General features: G+C 42.5%; 19 protein-coding genes, 2 rRNA genes and 1 other annotated feature (1 of these 22 only partly in view). Of the genes, 1 reads left to right on the top strand and 20 read right to left on the bottom strand.

Annotated features, from left to right (window positions below; all coding sequences use genetic code 11):
- Nucleotides 1–22: 22 nt before the first annotated feature.
- From pstA to miaA, 16 genes are all read right to left on the bottom strand, one after another.
- Nucleotides 23–907, bottom strand: a complete 885-nt coding sequence (gene pstA, locus ACSYSH_RS00115) for a phosphate ABC transporter permease PstA (RefSeq protein ID WP_252774217.1) — start codon at nucleotides 905–907, stop codon at nucleotides 23–25.
- The gene (gene pstC / locus ACSYSH_RS00110) at nucleotides 907–1,830 is read right to left on the bottom strand and encodes a phosphate ABC transporter permease subunit PstC (protein ID WP_252774218.1); all 924 of its coding nucleotides are present in this window, start codon (nucleotides 1,828–1,830) and stop codon (nucleotides 907–909) included. The genes pstA and pstC overlap by 1 nt, the downstream gene beginning before the upstream one ends.
- 8 nt (nucleotides 1,831–1,838) lie before the next feature.
- The gene (locus tag ACSYSH_RS00105; protein ID WP_252774219.1) at nucleotides 1,839–2,729 is read right to left on the bottom strand and encodes a phosphate ABC transporter substrate-binding protein PstS family protein; all 891 of its coding nucleotides are present in this window, start codon (nucleotides 2,727–2,729) and stop codon (nucleotides 1,839–1,841) included.
- Nucleotides 2,730–2,906: 177 nt separating this feature from the next.
- A complete protein-coding gene (gene recA, locus ACSYSH_RS00100; protein WP_252774220.1) occupies nucleotides 2,907–4,025 on the bottom strand; it encodes a recombinase RecA in 1,119 nt (372 codons plus the stop codon).
- A gap of 127 nt (nucleotides 4,026–4,152) precedes the next feature.
- Nucleotides 4,153–4,731, bottom strand: coding sequence for a CDP-diacylglycerol--glycerol-3-phosphate 3-phosphatidyltransferase (gene pgsA, locus ACSYSH_RS00095; RefSeq protein ID WP_491702113.1), 579 nt, complete (start codon nucleotides 4,729–4,731; stop codon nucleotides 4,153–4,155).
- Between the two features lie 7 nt (nucleotides 4,732–4,738).
- Nucleotides 4,739–5,608: a helix-turn-helix domain-containing protein gene (locus ACSYSH_RS00090; protein WP_491702114.1), complete on the bottom strand. Its 870-nt coding sequence runs from the start codon at nucleotides 5,606–5,608 to the stop codon at nucleotides 4,739–4,741.
- Between the two features lie 8 nt (nucleotides 5,609–5,616).
- On the bottom strand, nucleotides 5,617–6,879 hold the full coding sequence (yfmH, locus tag ACSYSH_RS00085) for an EF-P 5-aminopentanol modification-associated protein YfmH (protein ID WP_491702115.1): 1,263 nt from the start codon (nucleotides 6,877–6,879) through the stop codon (nucleotides 5,617–5,619).
- Nucleotides 6,872–8,185: a M16 family metallopeptidase gene (locus tag ACSYSH_RS00080; RefSeq protein WP_491702116.1), complete on the bottom strand. Its 1,314-nt coding sequence runs from the start codon at nucleotides 8,183–8,185 to the stop codon at nucleotides 6,872–6,874. The genes yfmH and ACSYSH_RS00080 overlap by 8 nt, the downstream gene beginning before the upstream one ends.
- A 65-nt stretch (nucleotides 8,186–8,250) precedes the next feature.
- The gene (locus tag ACSYSH_RS00075) at nucleotides 8,251–9,093 is read right to left on the bottom strand and encodes an amino acid ABC transporter substrate-binding protein (RefSeq protein ID WP_489816333.1); all 843 of its coding nucleotides are present in this window, start codon (nucleotides 9,091–9,093) and stop codon (nucleotides 8,251–8,253) included.
- On the bottom strand, nucleotides 9,093–9,731 hold the full coding sequence (locus tag ACSYSH_RS00070; protein ID WP_252774226.1) for an amino acid ABC transporter ATP-binding protein: 639 nt from the start codon (nucleotides 9,729–9,731) through the stop codon (nucleotides 9,093–9,095). The genes ACSYSH_RS00075 and ACSYSH_RS00070 overlap by 1 nt, the downstream gene beginning before the upstream one ends.
- A 4-nt stretch (nucleotides 9,732–9,735) precedes the next feature.
- The gene (locus ACSYSH_RS00065) at nucleotides 9,736–10,377 is read right to left on the bottom strand and encodes an amino acid ABC transporter permease (RefSeq protein ID WP_252774227.1); all 642 of its coding nucleotides are present in this window, start codon (nucleotides 10,375–10,377) and stop codon (nucleotides 9,736–9,738) included.
- Between the two features lie 73 nt (nucleotides 10,378–10,450).
- Nucleotides 10,451–10,683: a binding site (T-box leader), on the bottom strand.
- A 39-nt stretch (nucleotides 10,684–10,722) separates the two neighbouring features.
- Nucleotides 10,723–11,250, bottom strand: a complete 528-nt coding sequence (mreD, locus tag ACSYSH_RS00060; protein WP_252774228.1) for a rod shape-determining protein MreD — start codon at nucleotides 11,248–11,250, stop codon at nucleotides 10,723–10,725.
- Nucleotide 11,251: 1 nt separating this feature from the next.
- Entirely contained in the window at nucleotides 11,252–12,106 is an 855-nt protein-coding gene (gene mreC, locus ACSYSH_RS00055) for a rod shape-determining protein MreC (RefSeq protein ID WP_252774229.1), read from the bottom strand.
- An 87-nt stretch (nucleotides 12,107–12,193) separates the two neighbouring features.
- Complete coding sequence (locus ACSYSH_RS00050) at nucleotides 12,194–13,201, bottom strand: rod shape-determining protein (protein ID WP_489816332.1); 1,008 nt, start codon at nucleotides 13,199–13,201, stop codon at nucleotides 12,194–12,196.
- A gap of 106 nt (nucleotides 13,202–13,307) precedes the next feature.
- A complete protein-coding gene (ykzS, locus tag ACSYSH_RS00045) occupies nucleotides 13,308–13,481 on the bottom strand; it encodes a protein YkzS (RefSeq protein ID WP_489816331.1) in 174 nt (57 codons plus the stop codon).
- A 13-nt stretch (nucleotides 13,482–13,494) separates the two neighbouring features.
- Complete coding sequence (miaA, locus tag ACSYSH_RS00040) at nucleotides 13,495–14,394, bottom strand: tRNA (adenosine(37)-N6)-dimethylallyltransferase MiaA (RefSeq protein ID WP_491702117.1); 900 nt, start codon at nucleotides 14,392–14,394, stop codon at nucleotides 13,495–13,497.
- 85 nt (nucleotides 14,395–14,479) lie between these two features.
- Between miaA and ACSYSH_RS00035 the strand changes: the two genes are divergently transcribed.
- Nucleotides 14,480–14,665, top strand: coding sequence for a DUF3042 family protein (locus ACSYSH_RS00035; RefSeq protein WP_252774233.1), 186 nt, complete (start codon nucleotides 14,480–14,482; stop codon nucleotides 14,663–14,665).
- Nucleotides 14,666–14,702: 37 nt separating this feature from the next.
- Here ACSYSH_RS00035 and ACSYSH_RS00030 read toward each other — a convergent pair whose 3' ends face one another.
- The 4 genes from ACSYSH_RS00030 to ACSYSH_RS00015 form a co-directional block, all read right to left on the bottom strand.
- Complete coding sequence (locus ACSYSH_RS00030; protein ID WP_252774234.1) at nucleotides 14,703–15,104, bottom strand: rhodanese-like domain-containing protein; 402 nt, start codon at nucleotides 15,102–15,104, stop codon at nucleotides 14,703–14,705.
- 181 nt (nucleotides 15,105–15,285) lie between these two features.
- On the bottom strand, nucleotides 15,286–15,981 hold the full coding sequence (locus tag ACSYSH_RS00025) for an adaptor protein MecA (protein WP_491702118.1): 696 nt from the start codon (nucleotides 15,979–15,981) through the stop codon (nucleotides 15,286–15,288).
- A 142-nt stretch (nucleotides 15,982–16,123) separates the two neighbouring features.
- Nucleotides 16,124–16,240 (bottom strand): 5S ribosomal RNA (gene rrf / locus ACSYSH_RS00020).
- A 75-nt stretch (nucleotides 16,241–16,315) separates the two neighbouring features.
- Nucleotides 16,316–16,559, bottom strand: a 23S ribosomal RNA gene (locus tag ACSYSH_RS00015) (it continues 2,668 nt past the right edge of the window).

Raw genomic sequence — 16,559 nt, 5'->3', positions numbered from 1 at the left:
ACTCTTATCTGTCATGCTAACCTCACGATTTTGTCAACTTCTTATAAAGAAGTGTTCCCAAGCGACGTGCACTAAAGTTAAAGAGCAATACCACGATAATCAAAACCGCTGATGCTCCCGCTGACACAAGTGACAAATCCGGCATAATTCCTTCCGAATTGATTTTCCAAATGTGCACGGCTAAAGTTTCGGCTGGTCGGAATGGTGACAATGGTGATGCCAAGTTGAATGGGTTCCAGTCACCAAAGTCCAATGAAGGTGCTGATTGACCAGCTGTAAAGATCAATGCCGCAGCTTCACCAAAGACACGTCCCGCAGAAATAACAACCCCAGTCACAATCGATGGTACAGCTGCTGGCAAGATAATGTGAATGACTGTTTCAAATCGTGAAAGACCTAAAGCCGCCCCAGCTTCACGTTGCAGATTTGGAATCTGACTCAAAGACGTTTCAATAGAGCGAGTCAGGATTGGCAAATTAAAGAATGTCAATGCGATTGCTCCAGAAATAATGGAAAAACCAAGCTTCAACTTCACAACGAAGATCAAAAAACCAAACAAACCAACAACAACAGACGGCAATGATGACATCACTTCAATTGCGGTACGAACCATCGATGTCCAAATCGTTGGCTTGGCATATTCATTCAAGTAAATAGCCGCCCCAAGAGCGATCGGGAATGAAATCAGCATGGCCAAAATCAAGAGGTAGAAGGAATTGAACAATTGAATGCCAATTCCCCCACCAGCTTCGAATGACCGAGCTTGTGCAGTTAAGAAGTGCCATGACAAATGAGGCAATCCTCGAACCAAGATAAAGGCCAGCATTGCTGCTAGCACCAACGCTACTGAACCAGCGATTGCATAAATCACGGTTGTAGCAATTTTATCAGCAGTTTTTGCGTTCATTACTTCAGTTCTCCTTTTCGACCAATCCAGCGAATCAAGAGGTTAAAGACGAGAGACATCAGAAGTAAGATCATTGCTAATGACCACAAGACGTTGTTTTGCAACGTGCCCATGACTGTGTTTCCAATCCCCATCGTCAAAACGGAGGTCAAGGTTGCTGCTGGTGACACCAGAGAACCCGGCATCTTAGCCGCATTTCCGATTACCATTTGAACAGCCAAAGCTTCACCGAAGGCACGCGCCATTCCGAAAACAATTGCTGTCAAGATTCCTGGCGTTGCTGCTCGCAAAATCACCTTGTAAATCATCTGCCAACGTGTCGCTCCAATTGCCAAGGCTGACTCACGATAATAACGAGGCACACCCTTTAAAGAATCGACCGTCATTGATGTAATGGTTGGTAAAATCATGACAAACAAGACAATCGTTCCAGACAAGATTCCAAGACCCGTTCCGCCAAAAATTGAGCGGACGGCTGGGACCACAACAGTCAAACCAATAACACCATAAACAACGGAAGGAATTCCAACCAACAATTCGATGACTGGTTGCATAATGCGCGAACCACGTTTCTTGGCAATTTCAGTCATAAAGACCGCTGTTCCAATCGCAAATGGTGTCGCAATAATAGCGGCCAGAATTGTTACCGCCAGGGAACCAGTAATAAGCGGTAATGCGCCTATTCCTGGCTGACCCGTCTTAGGGTCAACAACACTCGGATTCCAATTCGTTCCAAAGAGAAACTTACTAACTGAAACTTTATTGGTCGTAAAGGTGGCTAACCCCCGAGTGATTACAAAGCCGAAAATTAAGACAACCACCGCAGTGATTAGAATTAAGGCAAGAGCCGAAATAAACTTTCCAAATCGATCTTGCTTGGTTGACAACGAAGTTTTTTTAATTTTTTCGGTAATAAGATCCATTGTCTGCCTTACCCCTTCTGCTTAGCGGTAATGTTACCATGCAGGTCACGTTCAATCTTCATATTTGAGTTTGAAATGTAACCCAACTTTGGCACGTACGTTTTCTGTACAAAATCTGAATTAAAGAAATCCAAGAACTTAGCAACTTCACCAGTTGGCTTGCCATGCGTGTAAATGTGTTCATATGACCAGATTGGGTAAGCCCCATCTTCAACATTGGTATCGGTAGGTGCGACACCATTGATACTTGCCCGAACAACATCGTTTGACTTATAAGCAAAGGCAACGTAAGAGATAGCTCCCGGAGTGCTCTTAACAATTGACAAGACCATTCCTGATGAATCTTGTTCTTGTGCCGAGGCACTCTTTTTGCCACCCATGGCCCACTTTTCAAAAGCGGCCCGAGTTCCGGAACCAGCGGCACGGTTAACAAGCACGATTGGCATGTTCTTTCCGCCCAGTTCACTCCAATTTTTAATTTTACCGGTAAAGATATCGGTTAACTGTGCTAGTGTCAAATTTGTGACACCAGCTTGCTTATTAATGATTGGCGCAATTCCAACGATTGCGACTCGATGATCAACTAAATTCTTTGTATCAATCCCCTTCTTTTCTTCAGCGAAGAGATCTGAATTCCCGAGGGAAACAGCCCCTTGCGCTATTTGCGACAGACCCGTACCACTTCCGCCACCTTGAACGGTAATGGAGACACCAGGGTGAGAACGTTGATAGTCCTCCCCAGCGGCTTCAACCAATGGTTGCAGTGCAGTTGAGCCAACTGCAGTAATGGGTGCGGTGTTGGCTTGCTTGTCTCGGTTTTGATAGGCAATTCCCAAGATGATGGCAAGTACAACGACGACAGAGGCCACTATCCATGACCCGCGATGCGATCTTTGCATGATTCCTCTTCTCCCAACTGGGTGCAAAAGATTATCCTACAACAACAAGTGTCCATTCCAAACTAATTTAAATAATTTGTGTGAAAATAAATCATTCACTTCAGTTAAGAACAAACACATTATAACAAAAAAAAGCGTTCTACAACGCTTTTTAATATTAATTTATTATTACTATTTCTAAATAATTGGTTCGTCAGTAAGCCCGTCGTTATCGTGATTTTCTGCACTTTTGCTATCACTTTCATCAGGGCCAGCAGCAACAGCTGGTTCATCGCCAATGCCATAAGCATTCCGCACTTGTGTGTAGATATCTTCCTTCAGAGCAACGTGCTCAGGGTCATCCAAATATTCCTTGGCCTTTTCGCGACCTTGGCCAATTCGTTCCCCATTATAGGCATACCATGCACCAGCCTTATCAATAATATCTTGATCAACAGCCAAATCAAGAATTTCACCAGTTTGTGAGATTCCCTTTCCATACATGATATCCACTTCAGCAACCTTAAAGGGTGGCGCAACCTTATTTTTCACGACCTTGACCTTGGTCAAGTTACCAGTAACATCGGAACCGTCTTTAATTTGAGTTGAACGACGAACCTCTAATCGAATCGTTGAGTAGAACTTCAAAGCTCGGCCACCTGGCGTTGTTTCGGGGTTTCCAAACATTACGCCAACTTTTTCACGGATTTGGTTAATAAAGATAGCAATTGTTCCCGTCCGGTTCAACGTTCCAGCTAGCTTTCGTAAGGCTTGCGACATCAACCGTGCCTGCAAACCAACGTGGGCATCCCCCATCTCACCTTCAATTTCTACACGGGGAACCAGGGCAGCAACGGAATCGACCACGACCATGTCGACGGCGCCAGATTGAACCAAGGCATCAGCAATTTCCAATCCTTGTTCACCAGTATCTGGCTGTGACAACAGCAACTCATCCTTTTTAACACCTAAAGCTTCAGCATACTTTACGTCCAAAGCGTTTTCGGCATCAATATAGGCAGCAGTGCCACCATTTTTTTGAATTTCAGCTACTGCATGCAAAGCAATCGTCGTCTTACCTGATGATTCAGGCCCATAAACTTCAATAATTCGTCCCTTTGGGTAGCCCCCAACTCCTAAGGCAACATCCAATTTGACGGACCCAGAAGGTGAGGTCTCTACCTGCGTTAAGGCATTATCGCCCAACGTCATGATCGAACCTTTTCCAAAGTTTTTTTCAATTTTCTTTAAAGCTTCATTTAAGGCAGCCTGACGGCCATCCTTCTTGTTATCATCGCTTGTCTTTTTTGCAACCATGCTTGATACTCCTTCAATGTCTATCAACAGTGTACGGACTTTTTCAACAAAATGCAAGGGTTTTGCGAACATTTGTTCGCGTTGTTTTTGTCTCTATTTTATTGGACGAAAAAAGCGCTTATAGCGCTTATAATCCGTCTGCAAAAACCGAGCGGCTTTTCCAGAAATATTCAATTCCTGAATAGATTGTAAAGCAAACGGCAATATACAAGAGCACTTGCCCGATTGGGAAGTCAACAAGGGCGAATGGCCAATCCTTCAAGTAAAGGAAGAAAATAGCAAACATCTGGGAAAATGTTTTAATCTTGCCAGGCCAGGCAGCAGCCATGACCGTTCCGTTATTTTCAACAACTAGAGTCCGTAGACCAGTGACCGCTAATTCCCGGATAACAATAACTGCAGTAATCCAGGCAGGAACTTGATGAAAAGCAGTCAGGTAAATCAAAGCAGTCATAACCAGAAGTTTATCAGCTAACGGATCAAAGAATTTACCGAAATTCGTAACCAAGTGCTTACGACGAGCAATTTGCCCATCTAAGAAATCAGTAATGCAAGCCACGGCAAAGACGATTGCTGCCAAGACCCATGAAAGGGTCAGGCCTATCTCAGCATTCAAAATTGTTGAACCCTTTGAGTAAATCAAAAGGAACATGAAAACTGGAATCAAGATGATTCGAAAGACCGTTAGTTTATTTGGTAGGTTCATTTTGTTCTCACTTATTCAAATTCAAGACAACGTTCCAGGTCGTTGGAGCTGGATTGGTTGGCAAGTTTGGCAAATCAATGTGTTGGTTGTTAATCGTTAAGTTCACGTGGCTCACTTGTGAAACTTGAATATTGACAATAGCCGTATTGGCTGGCACTTCAACACTTTTTTCATCAGTTTGATTCAACCAAGCGTTGTATAAGACCTTACCGGTTCCGTCAGTTACCTTAAACATCGAACCACCATTTTGACCTTTGGCTACAATAGTATGCGTATTAGCCAGTTGCCCACCTACAGTATAGGTGGTCGTCAACTGGGCGGTATTGGTGGTTGCAGTCCCGAGGTTAATGCCACTGTTCGCACTTGAGGAGGATACCATTGCTGACGATGATGACTGTGGTACCGATGACGATGCAACCTCAACTTGGTTACCACCGTTAGACGAATTGGAACCTGAACTGGCCCGTGTAACCACAAACCAAGCAACCAACAAAACGGCAACAACGATAATTGCAAGCCAAATTCTTGGAATAAAGCCACGGAAACGTGACTTAAAGGCCTCTGAATTATTAACCCCAGCTCGAACGACGCCATCTTCATCACGGTGTGCATGGGATAAATCACTAATTACCTGTGGATCAAATTCAACTTCATCAAAAAGTTCATCCGGGTTTAAACCAACAGCTGCTGCAAATTGCTTAGCAAATGCCCGAGCATAAAATTGACCAGGTAAAACATCCTGGTCACCATCTTCAATTGCTTGTAAGAAGCGAGGTTGAATTTTGGTCATCTCGGCCAACTGGTCGATTGTATAACCTTTTTCCAATCGTGCTTCTCGTAACTGTTGACTAACTTCGCTTGCTAAATATTCAGCCATTTTTTCTCTTACTTTTCTAATACTAAGCGAGTCAAACGACCACCTTCAAAAAGCCGTTTGCCGCACTGGACAACATCATCTAAGCAAAAACGTTCTACTAAGTTCATTTTATCAAATAGCGATACCCCATACAAGGCCAAATCCTCGTCTAAACCAAGGCGGTCTGGACGATTTTGACTAGTCAAAGTTTGCCCAGCCAAAGCTTTTTTTAGCCGGGTAAAATCAGTCTGGCTTTCAGCTAAAATTGTGGGCGCTTCTGCTAGACGTTTCAGCAAATATTCTTGAACCTGGTCTTGATTTTCACCATCTGCAAAGAACGTTAAATATTGGTAGGGACCAAAATTACTGTACTCATAATCAAAATCATCACCGAAAATTCCCTTTTCATAAGCATCTTGAAACCACACTGTCTGATCACCAAATACCAAGTCCAAGGCGAGTTCACCTAATAAAATTTCTTTAACACGGTCAATTCCTGAAATATCCGTAGGACGACTTGGTAAGCGAAGACCATAGGCCCCCTTTGCCAGCGATAAGCCTTGCTTCTTTTCCAGTGCAAAGGCTGCCTGTTCTGCCAACTCTTCTTTTGGTACAGAGACAGTTTCTGCCTGACTATTGATGTGACCTTGTTGACCTTTAATAAAGGCCATTAATTCATTGGTATCAAAATCGCCAACAACGGTCAACACTAAGTTTTTTGGTTGGTAAAAGCCAGCATGTATTTGATAGAGCAAATCAGGAGTGATTGCTTGCAAACTGTCCTTTGTTCCTGCAATATCTTGACTTAACGCTGATTTTGGGTACAGTAGTCCGATAATTCCCTGGTACAACTGCCAAGCAGGATCATCCTGATAAAGTTTAATTTCTTCTTCAATAATCCCCCGCTCACGCACAACTTTTTCTTCCGTAAAATAAGGCTCTTGCACAAAATTCATTAGCCAAGCCAAATTTTCTAAGATGTGACTAGTGGCCGTAAAATAATATGTTGTTTGGTTTGGACCGGTAAAGGCATTGGCGTCAGCCCCCAACTCCGTAAAGCGAATTAAAGCATCACCATCTTTTTTATCAAAGATTTTATGTTCTAAAAAGTGTGCAGTACCGGCTGGAATTGTGATTTGCTGGTCATCGGCAAAGCGCATTGCCGTCGTTAACGAACCAAAACGAGCAGTTAAGGCGGCCAAAAATTGGTGATAACCAGACTTTTTAATCAGGTTAACCGTCAACCCCTCTGTCGTTTGAAAAACGATTGGCCGTTCTTCATAATCAATCATTTCCAAAAGATTCCCTCTTTCCCCCAGGCGCTTGAACAAAGCGACTTTGCAAGATTAAATTCTGAGCAAGATCCTGCACGTCAGCTACCGATACCTGGTCAATTTTGGTTAGAAAATCAGTCATGCCCGCTTCGGCCTGACGCAAGAAGCGACCAACTTGACGCTCCGCTAGGTAAGCCTGGGAATCTTGGCGGATTAAGTACTCATTTTTCAAGCTTTGCTTGGCATTGTCAAGCATTTCTGCTGTAATTTGGCCAGCGGTCAGTTTCTGCAGTTGAACCTGAATCAGGTCTTCAACCAGGTCAACTTGGTCAAAATCAAAACCAGCCACCACGGTCAAGACGGACAAGTCCGGCTGAAAACGTGACAAAATATTATAAGCTAAACTATTTTTTTCGCGAACCTCAGTAAAAAGCAAACTAGCTGGACTAGCACCAAAGATGGTGTTCAATACCAAAGTGGCATAATAGCGTGAACCATTGTCTTGTAAAGACAGACCTTCCACCTGATAATTTTGCACCAAAACAGCCTGTTGCCAATCTGCTTTTTTCACAAGTTTTTTTTGACCAGCAACTAACAATTCAGGAATCTGCGCTGAATCATTTTGGTCAATAGAACCCTTTTCCTCACGACCGAAGTCTGTCCAAGGCCAAGCAGATAATTTTTCTGTCAATTGGTTAAATTCTAAGTCGCCGACAACCGAAATCACGACTTGATTTTCAGCTAAAAGTTCTCGCTGCTGCTGTTGAACACCCTCTAAAGTCAATTGGTCCAATTCCTCAAGCGACCCTAAGATTGATTCTTGCACAGCAGCATCCGCAAAGGTCAGTTCACGCGCCTGGTCCAAAGCAAAGGCCACCTTATCGTCTTGACGACTTAAAATAGCTTGCTTCAAATTCTGCCGTTCTTGGTCAAAAGTTGCCTGTGCCTGAGGACTTTGCCAGTCAAAATCAAAGAGCATGGCTTGCAAAAAATTTAAAACTTGATCTAAAAGCTGCTTTGAATTTGGTAACAATCCTGGCTTGATAAACTGAATCGAAACCGTTAGCAAATCCAAATCACCGAGTGTGGCCACCTTTGTCTGAAAGTTGGCACCAAAGGCATCAATCATCGCCAAAGATACCGCTCGCTGGTCTGGAAAACCTTTTGAAGAGACTGCCATCAAATAGGACAAGAGTGCCCGTTTAGTTGCAATGGTTTTCTTAGCCTTAGTCGCAAAGGTCACGTTGACATGAATTGTTTTAAATTGCCCTGTTGGCTGGTAAACCAGCTTGACGCCAGGCGCCACAATCGTCTTTTTTATCATATAACTATCTTACTCGGTTTTACCCAAAGAAAAAACGCCCGTAGGCGTTTTTAATACTTTCTCAATTAATTTTGCGCAAACCACTTATTTTCCAAAGCAGAAACAAAACCATTCTTGGTTAACTTCGTCAATTCCCGATTAACCGCTGCCTTGAGTTCAACATCGCCCTTACGGAATCCAACAACATCTTCTGTCTCTGGGAAGCCACCCTTTAAGATCTCATAATCTGCTGGGTTGGCTTGGTGATTAATGTAATAGCGGGCATAGTCCTCATCAACTAACAAGCCATCAATTCGGTTAGCATTTAAATCAGTAAAGGCCTTGTCAAAGGTATCATACTCAATTGGCTTTTGCCCCTTAATGTACTGCTTCAAGACCTTTGGCTGATCGTTCAATGACGACTCACCAGAAGACCCGGTTTGAACACCCAAGATTTTACCGGACATATCGGCGAACTTATTAATACCCTGACCCTTCTTAACAACAACAGAAAGAGCTACCTTGTGGTAAACCTGTGAAAAAGCTACCTGCTTTGCCCGGGCAGGTGTCTTGGTATAACCGTTCCAAATAGCATCGATGTTTCCAGTGTTTAACTCGGTTTCCTTCATGGACCAGTCAATTGGTTGCCAATTAACCTTGATGCCCAAATCAGAAAAAACCTTATCGGCTAAGTCAATATCAAATCCTTCTAACTTGCCAGAAGAATCCCGGAAACCCATTGGAACAAAGGTATCATCCAAACCAATCGTAATCACTTTTTCCTGTTGAATCTTGGTCCAATTATCCTTGGTATTAGCATCATTATCTGTCTTTGGTTTAGAAAGAAAGGCAGCACAACCAGCCACTACGGCAAGAAAGACCACAATCACAGCTGTATTAACAATGACTTTCTTTTTCATCGTAATCATTAGCGTTGGACCTCCTTTTCAAAGTCAAAGACTGTATCCGCCACCTTATCAGCAAACGGCAGATCGTGAGTCACGACTAATTGGGTAACACCAGCCTTTTTCAAGGCCAGCAATACTTGGCTTACCTGTTCCGTGGTTTTTTCATCCAAACCTGAGGTTGGTTCATCGTAAGCAATAATTTGTGGATCCATCGCAAGTGCCCGAGCAATCCCTACCCGCTGCTTTTGACCACCAGACAGCTGGTAAGGATATAAGTCCGCTTGCTCAGTCAAACCCAAAGTTGAAAGCAACTCATTAGCCCTTTCATTTGCTTGCTGCTCGGACATCTTCTTAACCGTCATTGGTGCCAAAGTTAAATTCTTCTTAACCGTCAAATGTGGGAATAAATTAAAGTCCTGAAAAATCAGACCAATCTGGGCTGCTAAAGCGGGATCGCCAACTTGATAGGTCTGGCCATTCAAATCAATTTCACCAGCACTAGCATCCTCTAAACCGGTTAGGGTCTTAATAAAAGTTGTTTTACCGGAACCAGAGGGTCCCACTACTACCAGGATTTCACCATCATCCATCTTCAGTGATAAATCTTTAAAAATCACATTATCGCCATAGGCTTTTGTCAAATTTTTAATCGCAATCATGGTCTTACCTCCAAGCACTCAAACGCTTCTCACTACGGCGTAGGGCAACCGTAACGACTGCTACCATGGCCAAGTACATCAAGCCGACAATTAAGTATGGTACTAATGAAACGTCCCGACTGGCTGCAATTGAACCGGCTCGCAAGATATCACCCAGTCCAATCACATAAATCAAAGAGGTATCCTTAACTAGGTTAACAACCTCATTTCCAAATGATGGCACAACAATTTTAATCACTTGTGGCAAGATAATCTTGAAAAAAGTTTGAACCTTATTCAAGCCCAAGACTTGAGCGGCATCGAATTGACCCTGTGGGATAGCTTGAAGGCCGCCACGAAAAATTTCTGCCAGGTAAGCTGCATAGTTAATAATAAAGGCAAAGGCCGCGGCATCAAACCGTGAGAAGGAAATGCCGACCATAGCCAAACCATAATAAATAAAAATCAGCTGCAATAAAAGAGGCGTTCCCCGCATCAGCCAAATATAGCCATTCACCAACCAACGCACGCTAAAGTATGGTGACCGCATTGCCAAGGAAACTAAAATTCCCAATGGAATTGACCCAACAATCGTAATAAAGAAGACCCCCAGGGTCATTTGTAAGCCAGTGGCAATGCTTGGTAGTATTTCAAAAAAATATTTCATCAGGATTTCCCCACTTTCACTATTAAACTATTAAAACGATGGGAAATAAAAAAGCCCCCTAAGTGCACAGCACTTAGAGGGCGAATAGACGCGGTCCCACCTCATCGTTGTTTCTCTATTACTAAAAAAACCTCGTGGTGTTAGTTTCCTAACAACCAGTGCGATAACGGACACAACCGATGCTACCTACTTAAAGTTCAATAGCACACTCCTAGGTGTGGTTCACCAACAATTCTTGCTTACTCTCAATTGCCGTAAGCTTCCTGAAAAGAATTTGTTAGTTACTCGTCTAGTCAACGTTTTAATTGAAGTCATTATAACCCTGGCCCGGTAAAAAAAGCAAGTTTAAATTAATCTTTGATACAAAGACCAGGTCGGATAATAACCTAAAGCTGCTAGGACTAAGTTCAAAGTCGCCGTTGGCAAAACATCTTGAATGATAAAAGCAAAGGGTGACAAATTAGCAATGTTAATCATCGACCCGGCAAAATAAGTTACCACAAGATAAGCCAATAGGCCAACTAATAGCAGGAGCATCCCAGACATTAAGCGTTCATCAAAATAAGGATGCAACTTATCCATCAAGATCGTGGCGGCTAAAAAGGCAACCGTATAAGTACCAATAATGCCCGTGTAATAAACATCAAAAAGTAAGCCAAACACGACTACATAGAAATAATAAGGCACAAAGGTTGTGGCCTCAAATTGAATGGCATAGAAAAACCAAATCAACGTGAGCGTTGGAATGATATGAAACGGTGGATGGAGTAGAAAAGTGCCAAACGAAGACATAATATTTCCATCAATGAAAAACAGAAGAAGTAAAATTAGCGGATACACAATCCGAAATCGAATAAATTGCCAACCTGCCATATTATGACCCTACCTTTGTTTTGGCCACTAAAACAGTACTCAAACTGCTCAAATCAGAGCTCGATTGAATATAAATCTTACGTGATAGACCGTAATCATCGGTCGTGACCTTTGCCACCTTACCGATCAGAATCCCAGACGGCATTGATCCACCTAATCCTGAAGTCACAACCTTATCACCAGGGTTAATCGTCTGACTCTCAGTGACTTGCCCCATAATGAGTAACTTCTGGTCCGCATCATAGTCAGTAATAATACCATTGACATCGCCTTGACTACCGTTAACAGTGATTGCAAAGCGATTTGTATCCTCGCTCGTATCAGAAATCAGCGTCACCTTCGAATTGACCGTATTCACTTCTGAAATACGACCGATCAAGCCAGAATCACCAAGGACAGGCATGCCCTTTTTCAATCCTGATTTGGCCCCCTTATTAATCACAAGCTGTGATTGCCAAGTAGTCGGCGAGCGAGCAATCGTCACGGCAGAAATTGTTTCATAATCCGTCAACGTTGCTTTCAAGCCAAGCTGCTTCTTCAACGACTTATTTTCCTCTTCCAAGGTTTGCATCTTAACCTGGTTTTGCGCGTACCCGTCTAACTTAGCCTTCAATTTTTGATTTTCGTCAAATGTTGACATCAAATTTGAAATTGAATTAGCCCGTGTCCCAATGGCATTGGTTGGCACGGCAATCAGGCGTGAAACACCACCAGTGATATCATTAACTGCGCGCTGAAAAAAAGGTGGCGTATTGGTTTTACTGGCCCACCAATTTGATCCGGTAATCAAGCCAACAATAACCATGACTGAAATCATTAAGATTACAGCCGTTTTGGATGAAAATAACTTACGCATGGAATAATCCTTTTCACACCAACTGCCTAGAAAAGAAAAGCGCAGCGCAAGCGCTACGCTTTTTGGCAGTTTACCTGACCTGTCTTATTAGTTTCGTTGCAAAACGTCCAAAGACTTCAATGACTCACCAACACCCTTGACAACAGCATCCAAAGGATCTTCCGCCACAATGACGGGAACCTTCGTCACTTCTTCAATCAAGGTTGACAAACCGCGTAACTGTGCTCCACCACCGGTTAAGACCATTCCATGGTCAATCACATCGGCAGAAATTTCAGGCTGTGTTGATTCCAAAGTTTCCCGAATTGAGTTAACTACTTCGTTAATTGGATCTTGGATTGCAGTGGCCACGTCATAAGCCGAAACTTCAATGGTTTTTGGCAATCCAGTCAACAAGTCGCGGCCACGAGCCGTTGTTGGTTCCATCATTTTGGCATCTTCCAAAGAAACAGTCCCAACTTCAATCTTCAAACGTTCTGCAGTTGCTTCACCAATTGCCAAATTGTTATTATTGCGGACAAATGATGAAATTGCTTCGTTGAGCTTGTCACCCGCAAAACGAGTTGAACGAGCCGCAACAATACCACCAAGTGAAATTGTTGCAACATCCGTGGTCCCACCACCAAGATCAACAACCATTGAACCTGTTGGTTCCATCACTGGTAAGCCAGCACCAATTGCAGCCGCAAATGGCTCTTCGATGACATAAGCGTCACGCGCACCAGCGACACGGGCAGCATCAATGACTGCACGACGTTCAACTGCCGTAATCCGAGCAGGTACTCCAAGTGTCACGTATGGCTTACCAACGCGACCTCCGAGTGCCTTCGTCAAGTAATAAGAAATCATGGCAACTGTCGTGTCATAATCAGCAATCACGCCATCGCGCATTGGACGAATAGCTGCGATACTTGCAGGCGTCCGGCCAAGCATGTCGAGGGCTTCAGAGCCGACGGCAATCACTTCTTGCGTTTCAGTGTTACGTGCAACAACTGAAGGTTCACGTAAAACGATTCCCTTTCCTTCGACGTATACATAAGTATTTGTCGTTCCTAAGTCAATACCAACGTTATGTTGTCCAAATGATAATGCCACGATTTTGCCTCTCAATTAAAGTCGACACCCGAAAAAAGCGAGCCCGGCCATTTTTAATATAGTTTACTTAAATATTATTGTAGCATATTTTAATCGCTACAACAGTCTATTTTGCCTGAATATACGTCACTTTTCCTGATCTTTGGGCGATTCCCTTCACTGTGTTTTGATAAGGAAAAGCAGACCAGGCTTTTTGAAACGCCGGAAAGGTTTCGGGATCAACATCAAAATGATCAATTTTTCCATCTTTTAAATCTATTAAAGCTTGTACAAAATCCATTAGTCACCCCTTTTTACTGCTTATATTCTTTCAAAAAATTAGCAACTTGCTGATCAGCAATTTCCCATGCGTTTTGACCATCAATCCATTGTAACCCCGGAATTTGATGACGCCAATAGGTTAATTGTCGTTTGGCATAGCGCCGAGAATTTTGTTGGATAGTTGCGACAGCTTCTAAAAGACTCTGCTGTCCCTCAAAAAAAGGATAAAGTTCAGCATAACCGATACCACGGCCGGCCTGCAAACTCAATCCACCACGGTCATAGAGCCCTTTGGCTTCTCTTTCAAGTCCTTGATCCATCATCAGCTGAACGCGCTGATTAATACGGTCATATAAGACCTCTCTTGGCCAATCTAAGGCCAAAATAAGGGGGGTATAGTCTGGGCGTTTGGGGCGCTTAACTTGACCGTGACACGCGATTTGGATTGCGCGAATGACCCGCTCTTTATTTTGTAGATCAACTCGAGCCAATAACTTTTCGTCAGCCACTTGCCTCAATTTAATTTGCAGTTCCTCTAAAGGCTTTTCCTGATCTGCTCGAACTTCTTCTTCATCAGATTGAGCAAAGTCCAATGACTGAAAACCTAGCAGTGCTTTGACATAAAAACCAGTTCCCCCAACCACAATTGGGACTCGTCCTGATTTAACCGTTTCTAAAATTGCCTGATCTGCTAATGATATGAAATCAGCCACTGAAAAATCAGCAGCTTGATCGACCACATCAAGCAAATAATGAGGAATCCCCCCACGTTCTTGAAACGGTGTTTTGGCTGTACCAATATTGAGTTCTTGGTATACCTGCAAAGAATCAGCCGAAATAATATTACCGTGATATTTTTTAGCTAGCCGGATTGCCAAATCTGATTTACCAGAAGCAGTCGGGCCTGCAATTACAATTACTGGGATTGCCATATTCCACCTCCATTTTACAAATAGGGATTTACAAAGTCTTTTATTTCAACGATAATATTAAGAAAAGATAGAAAGGAGATTGAGGATGAAAAAAGATTTTAAACTCGGATTGGCAACAGGCGTACTTGGTTCAGTCCTAGCCGTTCTTTCAGCTGGCTTTGGCTACAAAAAATTAGTCCAAGAACCACAGGAACAAGAACAAGAAAACTATGAAGAGGTTTCCCGTGCTGCAATTCGAAAATCAGTTGCCGCTCACCAATCTCGCTTCTAATAGTTACTAAAAAAGAATCGCTAAGCGATTCTTTTTTTTAGCTCTTTTTTTGCTCCGTCACTTGACGATAACCGCCAGCCATCAAGAAAATTTGACTTTTAGCCATCCCTTCTTTGCGGAGGTGACGGGCAACAGAGCTCGCCCCAGATAACGTATCACCGTACAAATAAACTGGCATATCCTGGCGCAAACCAGACTTTCCCTGTGAAAAAGTTAATGCTGGCATGTTTCGAGCTCCCCTTAAGTGATTACGCTTATAGGGTTCCTTATCACGAACATCAACCAATTGACCATGGTTTTCTGCCTGCTGTGCCATAAAATCTTCTGCCTTTAAAACAGTCCCCCGTTGCTTGGCCATGATTCGCGTACCAAAAGTACTAACCACGTAAAAAACAAACCAGATAACTAAAACCCAGGTGATAACAAGCAAGATATTCATGAAAATGCACTCCAATGCTAAATGATAATACTGCCATTATACCTGATAATAGAACAGGAAGAAAATCTATTTTAAAAAAAGGATTGACTGTTGATTACCAATCTAAAGTTAGTTCAATCAACGAGACAACAATAAGATATAAAAAAATGGAAAACCTTTTTAGATTTTCCATCCTATTATTTTATTCAACAGAAAACAGTTGGTTCAATGATTGTACAGCCTGATTTTCAAACAAAGTCTTGCCGTGCTCCGACAAAACAGCTTCATTCAGCTTCGTATAACGGCCAAATTCAACAATCGTTGCCGACAAAGTATTATATTCAGCAGCTGTCAACGACATCTTTGTTGAATCTAATACTAAGTAATAATGACCTTTGTAAAAATAAGCACTATTATCACCAGTAAACTTTTCCAAACGATCTGAAAGCGACAAAAGCAAATCAAAATCGGCTAGTTCAACAACATCAACATGACCGTCAACACTCTTTTTAATAGCATCCTTTTCATCATCGTGGTCCATCAAAGCCATCTTTTGTTCAAAAGAAACATCGTCAATGGCTTCTTGATTAACAATTTCTGAAGCATCATCACTACGTTCACCAACAATGTTTGCCAATAAATCATTTAAAGCATCTTGATCATCAAGACGAGAAATAAATAGTTCTAACCCATTTTGATTAGGCAAGACTTGAAAAGAAACTTTATCATTATCAACAAAATCCTCTTCTGTATCGATTTCAGACAGAATATTATAAAAGAAAGATTCAATTTTATTCCGATCGCTAAGCAAATCGCGAACGGAAGTTCCACGGTCTTGAAGGTCCTCATTTTCAATCATGACCCGAATAGTGTTATCGTTAATTCGTTCCATTTCCATAAGTATTCACCTCAACTTTGATTAACTTCAATGCCAAACCAAAGCATCCTGTTACTATTTACTATATTTTAAACTGTATATAAATAAAAAACAACAGAGGAACTGATATTTACCAATTCCCCTGTTGTATTTATATGTATCGGCATCGCGTCGTCCTATCCTCGCAGCCAGCGTTCCGGCAACTACTTTCGGCGCTATAGAGCTTAACTTCTGTGTTCGAGATGGGTACAGGTGGTTCCTCTATGCCATCAACACGACACCTTTGAGCTTTTACACTCAAAACTAAATAATCCTTACTCTTCTTTTCCTAAATTTACCTTTACTCATTGACTCTTTGGTTAAGTCCTCGACCGATTAGTACTAGTCCGCTCAACGCATCACTGCGCTTCCACTTCTAGCCTATCTACCTCATCATCTCTGAGGGGTCTTACTCTATTGTTTAGATGGGAAATCTCATCTCGAGGCGAGTTTCACACTTAGATGCTTTCAGCGTTTATCTCATCCATACGTAGCTACCCAGCAATGCCTTTGGCAAAACAACTGGTACACCAGCGGTATGTCCATCCCGGTCCTCTCGT

The organism is Fructobacillus sp. ESL1117 (genome assembly GCF_058508565.1).
Note: the sequence above shows the minus strand (reverse complement) of the source record. Positions and strands in the feature narration are given on the sequence as shown.

Bases quoted from the DNA above. Each gene is read 5' to 3' on its own strand.
- pstA (WP_252774217.1), bottom strand. From the start codon at position 907: ATGAACGCAAAAACTGCTGATAAAATTGCTACAACCGTGATTTATGCA.
- pstC (WP_252774218.1), bottom strand. From the start codon at position 1,830: ATGGATCTTATTACCGAAAAAATTAAAAAAACTTCGTTGTCAACCAAG.
- ACSYSH_RS00105 (WP_252774219.1), bottom strand. From the start codon at position 2,729: ATGCAAAGATCGCATCGCGGGTCATGGATAGTGGCCTCTGTCGTCGTT.
- recA (WP_252774220.1), bottom strand. From the start codon at position 4,025: ATGGTTGCAAAAAAGACAAGCGATGATAACAAGAAGGATGGCCGTCAG.
- pgsA (WP_491702113.1), bottom strand. From the start codon at position 4,731: ATGAACCTACCAAATAAACTAACGGTCTTTCGAATCATCTTGATTCCA.
- ACSYSH_RS00090 (WP_491702114.1), bottom strand. From the start codon at position 5,608: ATGGCTGAATATTTAGCAAGCGAAGTTAGTCAACAGTTACGAGAAGCA.
- yfmH (WP_491702115.1), bottom strand. From the start codon at position 6,879: ATGATTGATTATGAAGAACGGCCAATCGTTTTTCAAACGACAGAGGGG.
- ACSYSH_RS00080 (WP_491702116.1), bottom strand. From the start codon at position 8,185: ATGATAAAAAAGACGATTGTGGCGCCTGGCGTCAAGCTGGTTTACCAG.
- ACSYSH_RS00075 (WP_489816333.1), bottom strand. From the start codon at position 9,093: ATGATTACGATGAAAAAGAAAGTCATTGTTAATACAGCTGTGATTGTG.
- ACSYSH_RS00070 (WP_252774226.1), bottom strand. From the start codon at position 9,731: ATGATTGCGATTAAAAATTTGACAAAAGCCTATGGCGATAATGTGATT.
- ACSYSH_RS00065 (WP_252774227.1), bottom strand. From the start codon at position 10,377: ATGAAATATTTTTTTGAAATACTACCAAGCATTGCCACTGGCTTACAA.
- mreD (WP_252774228.1), bottom strand. From the start codon at position 11,250: ATGGCAGGTTGGCAATTTATTCGATTTCGGATTGTGTATCCGCTAATT.
- mreC (WP_252774229.1), bottom strand. From the start codon at position 12,106: ATGCGTAAGTTATTTTCATCCAAAACGGCTGTAATCTTAATGATTTCA.
- ykzS (WP_489816331.1), bottom strand. From the start codon at position 13,481: ATGGATTTTGTACAAGCTTTAATAGATTTAAAAGATGGAAAAATTGAT.
- miaA (WP_491702117.1), bottom strand. From the start codon at position 14,394: ATGGCAATCCCAGTAATTGTAATTGCAGGCCCGACTGCTTCTGGTAAA.
- ACSYSH_RS00035 (WP_252774233.1), top strand. From the start codon at position 14,480: ATGAAAAAAGATTTTAAACTCGGATTGGCAACAGGCGTACTTGGTTCA.
- ACSYSH_RS00030 (WP_252774234.1), bottom strand. From the start codon at position 15,104: ATGAATATCTTGCTTGTTATCACCTGGGTTTTAGTTATCTGGTTTGTT.
- ACSYSH_RS00025 (WP_491702118.1), bottom strand. From the start codon at position 15,981: ATGGAAATGGAACGAATTAACGATAACACTATTCGGGTCATGATTGAA.